We start from the raw sequence: 16,216 nt of genomic DNA, 5'->3' as shown, positions 1-16,216 counted from the left end.
GAAAATGTATATCGTTGGCAGAAGAAATTATTTAGACCAGTTATCAAAAACTTCATTGATGACTTTATTCTCGATAAAAATCATCTGCTACCACAGAGAATCTATAAATAATAGTGCGTAAGTCCTAATATATAAGGATGCTCAAAATGAAATTCACTCAAATTTTACTTGCTTCTACTCTGGCTGCTGCTGCGGCTACATCTTTTGCTGCAAGCAAAGATAAACAAGAAGCACCTGAACAAGAAAAAGTTGTAGTTAGTACACAAGAACAGCCTGCAACTGAAACGACTGCTGCTGAAGGTACAAGCGCACAACCTGCGTCTGAAGCAAATGTTGAAACGACTGCTCCAGCTCAACCGGCTCAGTAATCACTTAGCATTCTCCACATGCTAAATACGTTCAGTTCTGCTGATCAACATTAAACCCTCACACAATGTTGTACTGAATGTAAATAAACTGGATCTGTCTAACGATTGATCCAGTTTATTTATGCCTGATTCCATTTCAAAAACGTTCTAACAATAGATATTTATGATCGCTAAATCATTCTAAATTATGGTGAATAATTAACTAATAATTGAAATATCATAAACTTATCTTAATATGCTTAAAAATCTTATGCTTTTAGATTAATCGTTTCGACTTATGCCTAGCTTGTTGCTTAAGCAGACCTCCCTCTTAATAGAGGCATATGTGAAGTGATTGGATGTTTACGCATGAGCAATAAAGCAAATTTTACAACGGAAGTTGCCATTTTAGGTGCTGGTCCTGTCGGTCTTACCATTGCGAACTACTTAAGTAAGCAAGGCTTAGAAGTGACTGTCATTGAGCAACTTGATAGCTTAATTGATTACCCGCGTGCAATTGGTATTGACGATGAATCTTTACGCACGATTCAGTCTTTAGGTTTGGTTGATCAAGTATTACCACATACAACACCGAACCATGCAATGCGCTTTTTAACACCTCAAGGACGTTGCTTTGCAGACATTCAGCCGCTCACACGTGAATTTGGTTTCTCGCGTCGTAATGCCTTCATTCAACCACAAGTGGATAATGTGCTTTTACAAGGCTTGGCGCAATACGAAACTACACAAGTATTGTTCTCTCGCCAATTGGTAGATTTCAGCCAAGACAAGAATGGCGTTACCCTCAATATTCAAAATAAAGAAGGTCAACAAGAAAGCATCCATGCCAAATATTTAATTGCATGTGATGGTGGTAACTCAATTGTACGCCGTACTTTAAATATCGGCTTTGATGGAAAAACAGCGCCGAACCAATGGATCGTTATTGATATCGAAAATGATCCGCTAGCGACACCACATATTTACTTATGCTGTGACCCTGTGCGCCCTTATGTTTCTGCTGCGTTACCACATGGTATTCGTCGTTTCGAGTTCATGGTTATGCCAGGTGAAACACAAGAAGAATTGAGCAAACCAGAAAATATCGCAAAACTTTTATCGAAAGTCTTACCAACGACAGATGGCATTGAAGTGATTCGTCAACGTGTATACACACACAATGCACGTATTGCCGATAAATTCCGCGTAGACCGTATTTTACTTGCAGGCGATGCTGCACACATTATGCCAGTGTGGCAAGGTCAAGGTTATAACAGCGGTATGCGTGATGCCTTTAACCTAGCTTGGAAAGTTGCGATGGTTGTACAAGGCAAAGCTGGCCCTGAACTTCTAGACTCATATCAAGTTGAACGTAAAGACCATGCCAAAGCGATGATCGACCTATCAGTAATGGCCGGCCATGTCCTTGCACCACCAAAAAAATGGCAAGGCTTTGTTCGTGACGGTATTGCTTATGCGTTGAATTACATCAAACCAATCAAGCAATATTTATTAGAAATGCGCTTCAAACCAATGCCGAAATACCATGATGGTGCTTTGGTTAACAATGGTGATAAAGAATCACCTGTAGGTAAAATGTTTATCCAACCTCAAGTCAAACTTGAGTCTGGTGAAACGGTTTTACTTGATGAAGTGATTGGTAATGATTTCGCTATCATTGCTTGGGGCGTGGACCCGAAATGGGGACTGTCTGAAGCAACAATGAAACAATGGCAAAAACTGGGTGTAAAATTCATCCAAGTGATTCCAGCGGTTCAGTTTGGTAATGAAAAACGCACTCAATATGACAATGTGATCACGATTGGTGATATCGGCACAGAAATTCGCGGCTGGTTCGGCAAAACCTCTGAATCTGTTACGATTCTTCGTCCTGACCGTTTTGTAGCAGCACTTGCGATTCCGCAAACGTTGGACAGTGTGAGCCAACAATTATTTGCCAAGCTACATGTAAAATAATTTAGGCCAATAAAAAACCACGCAAATCGCGTGGTTTTTTATTGCGATCTAAAGCTAAACCGCTTGAAACCAAGCTACATCTTGAACCGATTCACGCTGCTGTATACGTTGAATAAAGGGCTTAAATTCATCTAAATAAGGTAAAATTTTAAAAGAGATGGCATAGACCATCCAGTACGCCAAATACAAATCCGCAGCAGTAATATTTTCACCCAATAAATAAGGCTTAGCTTGGCGCAAACCTGTTTGAATAAAATTCAATAAGATAGTCTCATTACCAAAACTCAGACTCCCCTTTTTCTCATTCATGGTTTCTACACCAATACCAACATTTTTCATGTCCATATATTCAGTGAGAGGCCCATGACAAAAGAACATCCATTTCAGATATTCACCACGTTTTGGATCATTTAAAGCTGGTGCTAAACCTTTCTCAGCATATTTATCGGCCAAATAGGTAAAAATGGCAGCAGTTTCGCTTACAACAGACTCGCCATCGACCAAACACGGCACTTTACCCATGGGATTAATTTTCAAATATGCAGGTTGATGCATCTCTTCATAAGGTACTTCCACAATTTCAATTTGCTGCTCAATATCCTACTCTTTGAGTAAAGGTAAAATCGTATTACTACGTGATCGTGTATTGCTATACAGCTTCATGCTTTTCATGTGTTGTTTTCTTTCCTTGTTTTTATGCTTTTACTATACGCCGATTTGTGTAGAAAATTGTTGCGGATAATCTTTCCATTTGCCTATTTGGTTACAATACCCACACGAAAAAAATCACTCTAATTTTAAATTTAAATACTTCAATAATTTAAAACCAATTTATACATAGCAATACCAATTTGAGCCTTTTAAATGAAAAACAAATATTTAGTTGCAATTTTGACGCTTATAGTCCTGTCAGGTTGTTCGAAAAAAACTAAAGAAATAGCCAGTGAGGCGAGTCAAGAAACGCAAGACTCACATGTCGTTGCTTCCAATGAAGCTACAACTGATACCTCGCAAAGCAACACCCCATCCACAGCACCAATCACCGAACAAAAACCCAGCCAAATCATTAATGAACAGGTGAATGCAGCGGAAAATGGCCGCAAGATGGTGCGTGAGGCAAATATTAATTTTGAAGCCAAAGATGTAGTGAAATCAGCCTTAGAAATTGAAAAAATTACCCTTCAATCAGGTGGTTTTATCGAACAAAAGAATATTGGTTTTGTCGTGCAAGATTCAACCTCTCAAAACATTGCCGATGGCAAAATTAAAATTTTTGAAAAGGTTTCTCCACAAGCTGAGATGATTGTCCGAATTCCAAGTGCAAAAGCAGCGCAGTTTGTGAATCAATTATTACCGCTGATGCACTTTTTAAATGCTCAACAATATTCAGCAAAACGATATGAATTAAAACTGCTCGAACAAAAAATGGGACAAAGCCAAACTTTGCCTGAGCATGTTGCTACAGCACAATTGAGTGAAATTGCACGGTTGACTCGACTTGAAGTACAAGATCGCGTTCAATTTAGTACGATAGTGATTGCTTTGACACAACCAACAACTGTGCGTGAGCGCTATGACATCAATCTTGATGCAGTTGCTCAACTAAATGGTGATAGTTTCTGGCAACGTGCTTGGTATGGCATACAAAAAGGCTGGCAATTTGTACTCAGTTTATTGGTCATTCTCATTACCATTTGGCCACTTTATCTGATTGGCCTCTTGGCTTGGCTGCTTTATCGTGTGATCAAACCGTATATCGATAAATCGACAAAATAAGACTTCTCTTTTTTGAAAAGTGAGCAGCTGAAAAAAACTCCCCATCGATGTAATGGGGAGTTTTTTACTTATGTTCTACTTTTAGAAAAAGCCCATGTAGAACTGTTCTTTTAATACTTTAAGTATCAATTCAATGGCGTCATTCTTACGATCCTTGCGGTAGCTTGCATACAGCCCAATCGTTGGTAAGGGCTCAACCGTATTCTTCACTAAAATCTTATCTCCAAGCAATGGAATCACATAAGATGGAACTAAACTCCAACCTACCCCCATACCGACTAAATTCACATTCAGCAAAATATTTGTCGAATGCTGTACCAAATTTACATTCAGTTTATTTTGCTTGAAAAAGTCCTGAATAATACGATACAGCTCAGGTGATGAATGCTCGTCACTGATAATAAAGTCTTGCTGATTCATGCTTTTGATGCTGATATGACGCTGCTCAGCCACGGGAGAATTTTTAGGAATAATCAACGCAAGTGGTTCTGTAAATATCTGTACAGATTCAATTTCAGGACTTTCTTCGACATAACGGGTAAAGGCAATATCAATTTCACCCTTACGAACTGCACTAATTTGATCTATGTCCATCAAACTATGGAAGTGGATTTTTAATTCAGGGAACTGCGCGCGAATATTTGGCATGATGTATGGAAATACTTTCATCTCTGCCACAGGTACAAAACCAATATTCAATTGCTCTTTACTTAATTGCGCAATCTGACGTGCATCCATGATGGCTTTTTCAGCATGCTCTAAACTTAAACGTGCTTCTTTTAAGAATGCTTGGCCTTCAGCCGTGAGTTCTACTTTACGATTGGTACGCATAAGTAGTTGCACACCGACTTCATGCTCTAAATCTTTAATTTGTTGACTCAATGACGGTTGAACCGTACACATGCGCTGTGCAGCCTTGGTAAAATTGAGTTCCTCGGCAACCGCAATAAAATATCGCAAATGTCGTAATTCCATTATTCAACTCCCAACCCACTGCGTTTAAATTTGATTGCTACAGTTTGGTGATACACAACTAAAGTCACAATCACCATCGCAGCACAGAATAAATAAGTCGCTTGAAAGCCCATCCAAGTAATGAGTACTCCCATTACGACAGAACCCACAGCGAGACCAACATCGAACAAAGTGAAAAAGGTAGAAATCGCATGTCCCATGCGTGGCTTTTCAACCGATTGAATCGCAACGGTCTGTAAACATGGAAAAACTGAGCCATAACCAATACCCATGAATACTGCTGATAGCCACATCACCCATTGGTTATTTAAAAAGCTCACAATCACTAAACCGATGGCAAAAAACACAAAAGATGGGTATATCACCGCACTCGGGCCTTTGCTGTCATATAACCTTCCCACCCAAGGCCTTACCAACAACATTGAAATAGCAAATACAATAAAGAAGACACTGGTATATGCGAGTAATTGCTTCACTTCTGCATAAGCTGTGATAAAACTCATTACACTGGAATAGGCAAATGCTGTGAGTAATGCAACAAAACCAATCGCTAATACTTTGCTTTCTACAATATCATGGAGCTGCAAACTCGAATTCCCCTTAGCTTGAGGCTTTGGACTCTGCTTAGCAGTTGTATTTTCTTGAATATTGATAAGCCAAGTAAAAATATAACCTAATGCTACGATGCCAGCTAAGACGGCAAATAACAGCCTAAAACTGGCAAATTGAATCAGGGTTAGTGCCAGAAATGGCCCAAAAACAACACCTAAGTTGGTCGACATCACAAAGTAGCCCATGCCTTCCCCCTTACGCTCATCGGGAATGTAATCATTCACAATCGGTACATTCACAGTGGTTAATATGCTGAACCAAAAGCCATGAAGAAAACGAACCAGCAGTAATGACCACATGCTTTCTATTAATAAATAAGCAAAAGCAAATACAACAAAAATGATGCCAGCTATACGTACAGAACGCGCCTTACCAATTCCCTCTACAATCATTCCTGAAAATGGGCGGATGGCAATGGATGACACTAAAAATAAGGTCAGTGCCATACCTGCTTGTTGTACCGTTCCACCCAAGTCGTTCATGATGTAAATTGGCAAAATGGTCAACAGCGCAAAATAATAGGTAAATAAAAATAAATTATTGAATAGGCAAAATATAAACGCACGGTTCCAAAGGCTTAGGCTATTTTGTTTCATCAACACTCACCTGTGTGCGTGCTGACAACGCTGTATTTTGACGTACCGGTGCGAGTGCAAGTTCAACTAAGCGCTGAATATATTCAGCATCAGGTTTGCGATTAAAGAAAATAATTTGGTAATGAATAGGCCCATACAACATATCCAGCATCAGCTCAAATGGATACTCTGCACGAATTTCTTGACGTTGAATCGACAGTTGAATCAGAGCACGCGTGGCTTCTCGACGCGGTAATAAATATTGTTTAAAAAATTCACCCGCAGCTTCTCGATGTTCAGCCATTACGACTAACAATGCCCGCCCGACATGCTGGTTCAAAGCATAAGATAATTTTAATAATTGCTGATTTAAATTGAACTCTAAACTTTGACTTAAATCTAAATCAAATACAGATGCTGTTTGCTCTTTAAAGGCATCAAAAACCAAATCAGATTTATGTTTCCACCAGCGATAAATGGTTGACTTACCCACCCCTGCGCGTGCAGCAATATCTTCTACCGTCATATTACGATAATCATGTTCAGCCAAGGCATCTGCGACAGCTTGCAAAATACATTGCTTACGTCGAGAAGTTTTTTCATTCTCACTCATTTAGCACCGCACCAACAAAAAACGAAACGCTACGTATCGTTTTATTTTAAATGCTAAGACAGCTAAAAACTATGCTTAAACAGAATTTAGGCCCTAAACTTTAGTAGAACACTCGGGATTTATTGTGGATAAAATTCACTATCTGAATGAAAAAAAAAGACCACATAAGTGATCTTTTTTTAAACAGAAGTCGCCACTTAGCTTTGTGGCGTTTTCTTATAAATACTGCATGAAGGATGATGATTTTCCTGTAAACGTGCAACTTTACGATGCTCTGCAGCTTCAAAACGGCAACGCTTCCAGTCATTATCTAAATTTAATGGTGGAATTTGCTTCGGCTTACCTTGCTCATCAACGGCAACCATAGTGAAGTAACAGCTATTGGTATGGCGAACAGTACGCTTTTGAATATTTTGTGCTTCGACACGAATACCAATTTCCATAGAAGTACGACCAACATGGTTCACACTTGCAAGGAAAGTTACTAATTCACCGACATGAATAGGCTCTTTAAAATTAACTTTATCTACAGATAAGGTCACCACATAGCTACCTGAATAACGACTTGCGCATGCATACGCTACTTGGTCTAGCAATTTTAAAATTGTTCCACCATGCACATTTCCAGAGAAATTAGCCATGTCAGGCGTCATGAGGACTGACATCGATAATTCGGACTGGTCGTCTAGTGCATTCGCAATTTGATCTAATGGGGACATCTTGTTTCTCTAGACTCGTGATATAACAATGATTAATGTGATTATTATATAGATTTAAATGCAAATTAAATGTTCAATTCGGCAAAAAAACCATCATTATTATTTATAGTGATCATGCCATCATTCAGTAAAATATATATCAACACAAATAAAAGCCGATATTACCGTCACTTTTAAACTGTATTGATATAATTTGTATAAACACCTGTATACAGATTTACTTAGCGATGAGCAATCTGCATTTTAGCAATGGTGATCGTCAGTCAGTATTTTATATGGTGAAATGATTTTAACCACAATGATTTAATCCGCTAAGACTTTTAACATCTCGAAAGATACATTGTCATAACTGGTTTTTTGACCACCGTCTTGAGTACTTTCAACAGTATAAGTATTGTCAATCTTCACTTGAGTGATGATAAATACACTGTTTTCCATCATAGCAAGCTTAACTTTTTGTCCTACCTGAAGCATTTGCATCTACATTTCCCCCTATAAAAGAGTTATTGATTTAAAGTATTAATATAATGTAGGAAGTCTAAACACTTTAGAACACTCGGTAAACTTAAATATATGAATAAAAAGGGTAATATAGATATATAATATAAGTATACAGTTAAAACCAATTAGTTATTATTTTTTAATAAATATCAATAAATTAATTTTAAAAATGAATATTTTGTTTAATATAAATACAATTTATTCAATAAAATAATATCTATTTACGATAAGTGATTAAGCTTTTATCGATCACTATTGAATCAATAGCTGGATTTTATGTAGAAATAAAAGCCCCTATTTCTACATAAAAAATAGAGGCCAGCAATATATGTTCAAATGAGCTGACTAATCTTGTGCCGCCATATAATGAATATTATGACCTGAACTATATTTATGCTGTGCATATACCCTTGAAATGTCATAAAGCTTTTCAAAAGTCGCTTCCTCACCCGCTTGCATTGTCGCCTCACGGCCCTTTACATCAAAGATATGTGCTTTTTCACGTAAATCAGGCTGAATCACAATATCGGCACGTTTAAGTTCTTCTTGCGCCAATCGATTTTGCATAATATTAATATTTTGGTTAAACAATCCCCATACATTTGAAGTTTCTGTATGTATCGGCCGCGCTAAGATATCAACTGCAATTATGATATCCGCCCCTAGCTCACGTGCTACATCCACGGGTACAGGGCTAACCAAGCCACCATCCACATATTCCGTTTTTTCTATTATAGTGGGAATAAACATACTGGGTATAGACACAGATGCACGCACCGCCTGCCCTGTATTGCCATAATTAAAAACAACTTTTTTGCCGTCTTTTAATTCTGTTGCAACAACATACATTGGTGTTTTAAGGAGTTCTAAAGGCACATCTTCAACTTGCTGATTAATGAAGTCTTCAACTTTTTTACCATCAAAAAAGCCTTTCATGTCTAATCGAATATCACGTACATCATTGGCTTTTAAATCTAAGGCAATTTTTCGAAGTTCTGCTGCATTTTTTCCTGACGCATACAATGAACCCACAATGCTTCCTGCACTTGTACCGACAATAAAATCTGGCTTGATGCCTTGTTGTTCAAGTACCTGAATCGCCCCAATATGCGCATAACCACGTGCACCACCGCTTCCCAAAACCAAAGCAACAATCGGGCGCTTTTCTTGCTTTTTAACTTTATTGAAATCAATACGATTTGCCGAGACTTGTGCAGGTGCAGCCATATATTTTGAAATTTCTGCAGTGTGTTGAACATTAAGCGGTTTAGAGGGAACACTCTGACAGCCTGTAATAACAAGGATTACCGATGCAATCAAAATGCTTTTACTTTTCATGGGGAGATTTTCCAAATTCGAACTCAAGATTTAAGGAAAGACGTAGTCTAAACACTCGGTTTTGAAACCACTGTTATAATTCGGTAATAGCCAAACTGCTTTTATTATATCGAAACCTTAACTATTAAACATTGACTGGTGCGCTCTTCGATGAAGTTACGGTGTGCCAATTGATACAAGCTCAATTCAGTACTGTAAAAAAGAAGCCGCTATAAATAGCAGCTTCTTTTATTGATAAAAACAGGATTACCAAATATCAGAATTCACTTTATCTTTATATTTTGGATGTTTATCTAACTTAAACACGGGCTCTTTCACGCCACTCTTTAACTGTGATGTGTAGTCTTTTAACAACATCAAAAGGAAAGGTGTCAGCAACAATATAGCGAATAGGTTAATACTAGCCATCACGCCCATAAATAAGTCTGCCAAATTCCAAATCACTGGCACACTCATAACTGAGCCCAGATAAACCATCATTAATACAAACACTCGGAACACGAACATGACTTTGGGATTGTTATTGATAAACTGGACGTTACCTTCTGCATAAGCATAGTTACCAATCACTGATGAATAAGCAAATAAGAATAGAATAATTGCTAGGAAGTCATCGCCCCAAGCACCGATTTGGCTTTCAAGTGCCATCTGAGTGAGTGCAACGCCTTCAAATCCAGCATTTTCGTATAAACCTGATGCCAAAATAATAATAGCGGTACAAGTACACACCACGAAGGTATCTACAAATACACCCAACATTTGCACCAAGCCTTGGTTTACAGGATGTTTAACATCCGATGCTGCCGCAGCATTCGGAGCAGAACCCATACCCGCTTCGTTTGAGAATAATCCACGCTTAATGCCTTGCATCATCGCCATAGAAACCATAGCACCGAAGAAACCACCTGCCGCCGCATCAAACTCAAAAGCTTTGCTGAATATTAACTGGAAGATATCAGGCAAGATTGCAAAGTTAGCAAAAGCGATATAGAGCGCGACTGCCAAATAAAGTAATGCCATAAATGGAACAAAACGTTCTGCCACTTTTGCAATACGCTTAATACCACCAAAAATAATCAGCGCTGTTATAAAAACAAGGAATAACCCTACCCATGAAATTTCAAAACTAAAACTACCCAAACTCAATACTAGATTGGCTTTATCCCAACCCCAAGCATGTGAAGTTGCACCTGTAATGGCATTGGCTTGTACTGCATTAAACACAAAGCCATAGGTTGAAATCAGGGCAATCGCAAATACCACACCCAACCATTTTTGTTTTAAACCTTGGGTAATGTAATAAGCTGGTCCACCTCGGAATTGCTGATTTTGAGTATCACGCACTTTAAAAAGTTGAGCTAGAGAAGATTCAACAAATGCAGAACTCATCCCTAAGAATGCCGTCATCCACATCCAAAAGACTGCACCAGGCCCACCAATAGCAATTGCTATTGCAACACCGGCTACATTACCCACACCTACACGACTTGCAAGACCCGTTACAAAAGCCTGAAATGGTGTAATACCATGATCATCATCGCCTTCCTTTCGGCTAGACTTCATCACTTTCATACTGTGAATGAATAGGCGAATCTGGACTGCACCTGTTACTACCGTATAAAAAATACCGACAGCAACCAAGAAGACAACAAGGAAATCCCAAAGTGGGTCATTAAAAATTTTAATCCACCCCAACAGGGTTTCATTTAATTGTTCATTCATATTCAACCCTAGTTTTAAATGGTCAAAACTATGAAAGGCTCTTTTTTGAAGAGCCTTTCTAAATTAAGCAAAAAATTTAAGAATTAATTGAATAACTGTTGCGTTAATCAAATCAACAAAAAAAGCGCCACATAGAGGTACGATTAAGAAAGCCTTATGAGATGGGCCATACATATTGGTAATGGCTTGCATATTTGCAACGGCGGTAGGTGTTGCGCCCATACCAAAACCACAATGACCTCCCGCTAAAACCGCAGCATCATAATTTTTGCCCATTACACGGAAAGTGATAAATGCAGCATACAATGCCATTGTTAATGTTTGCGCACCCAGAATGACAACTAATGGTCCTGCAAGATCTGATAGCTGCCATAATTTTAACGATAATAGCGCCATTGCTAAGTAAAGTGATAATGAAGCATTACCAAATACATCAATTGCACGATCAAAAATTTGTACGCGGAAAATACCTTCCAATACATTACGTAAAATGACACCGCCAGCTAAAGCCCATACAAATGTTGGTAATTCAAACATCGTACCTTTACTGAAAGCAGTCATAAAATCAGCAAATGCTAAACAGCCAGCAAATAGACCCAAAGTCGTAATTGCATTATCTGCGGTAATTAAACGAACACGATGTGGATATTCAAAAGGAACATATTCGGTTGAATTAATATCAGCTAATGGTGTGTTATCACTACGCTCAATTTGCTCATTCGTGCGCGGAGTTGCTAGGCTATAGCGATTAATTAGCAACTTAGCTAATGGTCCACCAATAATACCACCAATGATTAAACCAAAAGTTGCACTCGCCATACCCAAGGCTAATGCACCTTGTATACCGTGTTCAACTTCAAGAATTTCACCCCAAGCCCCTGCTGTACCATGTCCACCTGTTAAAGTAATTGAACCTGCAATTAAACCAATCAGTGGATCAATACCTAATAAAGTCGCAAGACTGATACCAACAACATCCTGCACAACAATGAAAGAAGCAACGGCTACGAGGAAAATGACAAGACCAATTCCTCCCTCTTTCAATTTGGCAAAGTTTGCGCTTAAACCAATGGATGCGAAGAAAATCAGCATGAAACTGGTTTGTAATTCACTACTCGTAGTGATGCTATAACCCCAAATGCTATGTACCACCAGTGAGATTATTGCAGCAACCAAACCACCAGCTACAGGTTCAGGAATGTTGTAACGACTCAAAAAACTGATTTTCTTTACAAGAAAACGTCCTAATAAAAGAACGATCACCGCCGCAATTAAGGTATAAAATGCGTTAAAGCTAAATTCCATAATAATTTGTCCAAAATGGTTTGAATATTTATTAGTCCACTTAATAGAAATTAGTAGCTTTTATTACTTAAAATACAATTCCAATTTGTAAATTTAACCAATAAATCAAGCTCGCAGCCTATTAAATGCCAATCATAAACATTCATCATCTGATTCAAATATGTATGCCTGAGTTTAAAAAAGAGAAAACTCAATTCGACAAAACAAATCCATAAAAGTAGTTCATTCTAACTAAACCGACGCTTACAACAGCATTCCTATCATAGATGAAAGACATAAATCGAATGCTGATTAGAAAAGTCGCACATTATGCGTGGAGAACAGATAAATTTCATTAATTTTAATTACAAAAAGTTTTATTTACTATAATTTAAATTTATATCTATTTGTTTTTACTTGAATGTGCACCTTTTTTTAATCTATACAAAATATAAAAAAATTGAATATTTCTGCTTTTTTTTACCATTCAGTTAATTTATTTGAATACTTTTTAATCAAATTTTAATCTAAAGCCTTTGTTCAGTAGCGAATAGGAAATTCCTATACCCTATCAATAAAGTTTAAAAATCTGTTCATACAAATAAAAAAAGCCTGAACAAAGTCAGGCTTTTTTGATAACGATCATTTTCGTCTTAGAAGCTATATTTAGCCATTAAGCCGACACGGTTATCTTTATATGAATCACCTGCAAATGTTTCACGCTTACCATTAACATATTCAACGCCTAGGTCAATTGGCGCAGCGGGTGAATAGATAAAGTTAATCCAAGCTTGTTGAACTTCTTCATTTGCTGCACGATAAATTTTTGCATAATCAGTACTATCATCAGCAAAGATTGCGCCATACGCTAAAGTTGAACGTAATTTAGGTGAGAATTTATATGTCGCACCGACTTGAACCGCATTAAATTCATTCTGCTCTATATCGCCATTAACTGGATTTAAATAGAAAGCAGAGTTGCTACCATATAAATAATTGCTGTTACCAACGACATGTGAAACATCAGCTGAAACTTTTAATGGCTCAGATACTTGATAATTTACACCAGCTGCCAAACCCCAGCCCATTTTATCATCATCACTTGTTTCAGATTTATAGTGTTCAAGTAACGCACGACCTGAAACGGCGCCTTTTCCATCAGCAAAACCTTGCGTTAATTTAGCTGTTAATACAGGCAAGTTATATTTAACACCAGAATTTACATCTTCATCAGTTGTCTTTGTACCAGTGACAGCACCTGTAGTATCTCGAATTTCCGTAACAGTGCGTTTAAAAGCTGTTGCAGAACTATTACCTTCTTCAGCAGAGAAGAACAATTGAGTTGCAGGAGCGAGTTTTAGACCATAACGTACTTGCGGAATACGCGCTGTACCACCACCGACGTTGGTACCAAAGTCAATCATTTCTGGCGCGTGATTCGAGAGGAAGTTAGATGTGGTTTGACCGAATAGCCAGTCGTTATAAGTTAAATAAGCATGACGAATACGCAAGGCTTCATTGGTTCCAGCAAAGTCAACTTCAACTTTACCGCCGACTTTAGCATCACCTACTGGTGTATTAAAATCCAAGCCTAAACGGGTCGTTTTACCCGTTGCACGTAATTTATCTTTTACTAATGGAGTACTCGCACCAGATTTGCTTACTGCATTAAAGTCATCATCAGCACCTTCAATAATGTAGTTCGCATCACCACGAACGAAACCATAAAGATTTACATCAGCACCAGCTTTAGATTTGAAACCCGCTGAAGATGCTGCAGGTGGTGGCGGTGGAGTAGGACGTGCTTTGACTTGCTGGATTTCTGCCTGTTGCTGAGTTTGAACTTGTTGCTGTGCTTTAATCAGACTTTTAAGTTCAGCAACTTCTGCACGAAGTTGCTCAATCTCTGAAGTGCTGCTTGCTGCATGTGCCATTGACACTGTTGCTAAGCTCATTGCAACAACAAGCGTTTTCATTGGGTGGAATACAGTTTGAATTTTCATTCTAAGCTCTCTTTCGTCCTATCATTGTTTTTTAAGCCCCTTCTATGGGTACTTTATGCTGTGCTTTATTTGAGCGGACAATAATCAAACTGCCTATCTGTGCTTTAGTCGCAGTGAATATAAATTCAATGACACACAAAGGTGAAAAGCATTGTTAACTACTGACATTCCTCATAATAATCTATTGATATTGCTGGTAGAACAAGTCACGGACAGTCCGCTCGCCCCCAATCAGATGACCAAAAACACCACATAAAATACCTTTTAAGTATAAAAACATACCCTGAAAGTATTTAATAAATTATAGATTTCCGACATCTAGTGCAACCGTGCTGCAACTAATGTCTACCTTAATTTATATATAGCGTATTACATACCAATCCATATTAGTTATATTAAATAGTCATATCTGCATGACAATTTAGAAAATACCATTAAATTTAAGCTTGAATATTCGCTTTTAACTGCTGAATTGAATACATAGCAGCCCCAACAAACAAGAGCATGATGATTGCCATATTCAGTAACGGCTGCCAAATAAGCACACTTAGTAAAGCCCCACCAAGTAAACCGCATGCAAATTGAGCACTCCCCATGATTGCACTTGCTGTTCCTGCGCGTGCGCCCTGCTCAGACATTGCTAAAGCCATTGCATTTGGTCCGGTAAAACCAATAGATGCAACACATAAAAACATGCCAAATAGCACTCCATATAAAGACACTTGTTGCATAATAGCTAACACTAACAAGACCATGACGCCTATCAATTGGATGATATTGCCAAACTGTAAACGTTGAAGCACATTAAAACGGTTCGCCATTTTCTTATTTAAAGTTGAAAACAACATGATCCCTAGGGCATTTCCACCAAAGATATAGGCGAAGTTTTGCTGACTAAAGCCATATTCATCCATCAAAATGGCAGATGAACCACTGATATAACAAAACAATACTGCACCTGAAAAACACCCTGCTAACATCGGTTTTCTAAAGCTATCATCTTGAAAAATTGCACTGTATAAGCTGATAATTTGTGTGAAGTTTAATTTTAGGCGGCGCTCAACAGGCAGTGTTTCTTCAAAGAAAAAATGTACACAGCCCAAACAAAGTACCCCCACCAGCATTAACAGTGCAAAAATATACTGCCACTCAAATACATTCAGCACCCAAGCGCCCAAGGTTGGCGCAATAATTGGCGCTATCGTGGTGACAATCATCATACTGGCAAAAGCTTGTGCTGAAGCTTGCATACTCAGACGGTCACGTATGGCCGCACGAGCAATTACTACGCCCACACATCCACCCAATGCCTGAACGATTCGCGCTGTGATTAAACTCCATTCGCTATCTGCAAATATGCAAAGAAAACTTGCAGCAATATACAAAACCAAGCCGAAATAAAGCGGAGTTTTACGCCCAATACGATCACTGACAGGACCATAAATTAACTGACCAATGGCAAGCCCTAAAAAATATGCAGGCACACTATTGGCCACTTGCTGCGTTGAAACACCAAAATCATCAGCCATTTGTGGTAAAGCAGGCAAATACATATCAATGGATAATGGACCCAGTGCTGTTAATAACGCTAGAAGTAAAATCCAGCGCTGGGAAAAGTCCTTTTTTTCAGGTGTTATTGGCATAATAATATTTCGTAGATGGACAGCAAGTTTTGCAGACAAGTTTACACTGCACATAGTATTATTTCTTAGCATCTAAGTGAAAATTCACACGATACAAATCTCTTTTAGCGATAAGCTTTTGTAAAGGAAAT

At 38.2% G+C, this 16,216-nt stretch carries 13 protein-coding genes and 2 pseudogenes; 4 read left to right on the top strand and 11 right to left on the bottom strand.

All coding sequences use genetic code 11. The annotated features are described in order from the left end of the window. The 3 genes and pseudogenes from FTV09_RS08025 to FTV09_RS08015 form a co-directional block, all read left to right on the top strand. A pseudogene (locus FTV09_RS08025) lies at positions 1–111 on the top strand (IS701 family transposase); the annotation flags it as partial. Positions 112–146: 35 nt separating this feature from the next. Next, positions 147–368 (top strand): hypothetical protein, encoded by a 222-nt coding sequence (locus FTV09_RS08020; protein ID WP_067764484.1) that lies wholly within the window; start codon positions 147–149, stop codon positions 366–368. 348 nt (positions 369–716) lie between these two features. After that, positions 717–2,324, top strand: a complete 1,608-nt coding sequence (locus FTV09_RS08015; RefSeq protein ID WP_180057834.1) for a bifunctional 3-(3-hydroxy-phenyl)propionate/3-hydroxycinnamic acid hydroxylase — start codon at positions 717–719, stop codon at positions 2,322–2,324. Between the two features lie 54 nt (positions 2,325–2,378). Here the strand turns inward: FTV09_RS08015 and FTV09_RS08010 are convergent. Continuing rightward, positions 2,379–2,987: pseudogene (locus FTV09_RS08010) on the bottom strand (glutathione S-transferase family protein). Between the two features lie 201 nt (positions 2,988–3,188). Here FTV09_RS08010 and FTV09_RS08005 point away from each other — a divergent pair. After that, a complete protein-coding gene (locus FTV09_RS08005) occupies positions 3,189–4,100 on the top strand; it encodes a DUF4349 domain-containing protein (protein ID WP_180057831.1) in 912 nt (303 codons plus the stop codon). Between the two features lie 81 nt (positions 4,101–4,181). On the opposite strand, the gene FTV09_RS08000 is transcribed toward FTV09_RS08005, so the two are convergent. The 10 genes from FTV09_RS08000 to FTV09_RS07955 all read right to left on the bottom strand — a co-directional run bounded on the left by FTV09_RS08000 (position 4,182) and on the right by FTV09_RS07955 (position 16,085). Beyond that, complete coding sequence (locus FTV09_RS08000; protein ID WP_180057829.1) at positions 4,182–5,075, bottom strand: LysR substrate-binding domain-containing protein; 894 nt, start codon at positions 5,073–5,075, stop codon at positions 4,182–4,184. Then, entirely contained in the window at positions 5,075–6,283 is a 1,209-nt protein-coding gene (locus FTV09_RS07995) for an MFS transporter (protein ID WP_180057826.1), read from the bottom strand. Before FTV09_RS07995 ends, FTV09_RS08000 begins: the two co-directional genes overlap by 1 nt. Then, complete coding sequence (locus tag FTV09_RS07990; protein WP_180057823.1) at positions 6,270–6,875, bottom strand: TetR/AcrR family transcriptional regulator; 606 nt, start codon at positions 6,873–6,875, stop codon at positions 6,270–6,272. Before FTV09_RS07990 ends, FTV09_RS07995 begins: the two co-directional genes overlap by 14 nt. A 197-nt stretch (positions 6,876–7,072) precedes the next feature. Then, the gene (locus FTV09_RS07985) at positions 7,073–7,594 is read right to left on the bottom strand and encodes an acyl-CoA thioesterase (protein WP_067764501.1); all 522 of its coding nucleotides are present in this window, start codon (positions 7,592–7,594) and stop codon (positions 7,073–7,075) included. Between the two features lie 303 nt (positions 7,595–7,897). Continuing rightward, positions 7,898–8,074 carry a hypothetical protein gene (locus tag FTV09_RS07980; RefSeq protein WP_167348721.1) on the bottom strand — a complete coding sequence of 59 codons (177 nt, stop codon included), beginning with the start codon at positions 8,072–8,074 and terminating at the stop codon, positions 7,898–7,900. Positions 8,075–8,440: 366 nt separating this feature from the next. Then, positions 8,441–9,433, bottom strand: coding sequence for a patatin-like phospholipase family protein (locus FTV09_RS07975; protein ID WP_180057820.1), 993 nt, complete (start codon positions 9,431–9,433; stop codon positions 8,441–8,443). A 246-nt stretch (positions 9,434–9,679) separates the two neighbouring features. After that, on the bottom strand, positions 9,680–11,155 hold the full coding sequence (locus tag FTV09_RS07970; RefSeq protein WP_180057817.1) for a sodium:alanine symporter family protein: 1,476 nt from the start codon (positions 11,153–11,155) through the stop codon (positions 9,680–9,682). 63 nt (positions 11,156–11,218) lie between these two features. Beyond that, positions 11,219–12,460 (bottom strand): sodium/glutamate symporter, encoded by a 1,242-nt coding sequence (gltS, locus tag FTV09_RS07965; protein ID WP_180057814.1) that lies wholly within the window; start codon positions 12,458–12,460, stop codon positions 11,219–11,221. A gap of 632 nt (positions 12,461–13,092) precedes the next feature. Next, positions 13,093–14,442, bottom strand: a complete 1,350-nt coding sequence (locus tag FTV09_RS07960) for a DcaP family trimeric outer membrane transporter (protein WP_180057811.1) — start codon at positions 14,440–14,442, stop codon at positions 13,093–13,095. A gap of 440 nt (positions 14,443–14,882) precedes the next feature. Beyond that, positions 14,883–16,085, bottom strand: coding sequence for a multidrug effflux MFS transporter (locus FTV09_RS07955; protein ID WP_180057837.1), 1,203 nt, complete (start codon positions 16,083–16,085; stop codon positions 14,883–14,885). Positions 16,086–16,216 lie beyond the last annotated feature (131 nt).

The sequence above is a fragment of the Acinetobacter sp. YH12227 genome, assembly GCF_013417785.1.
GTDB lineage: Bacteria > Pseudomonadota > Gammaproteobacteria > Pseudomonadales > Moraxellaceae > Acinetobacter > Acinetobacter gandensis.
The sequence above is the reverse complement of the archived record's forward strand: the minus strand, read 5'-3'. Positions and strand labels throughout refer to the sequence as shown.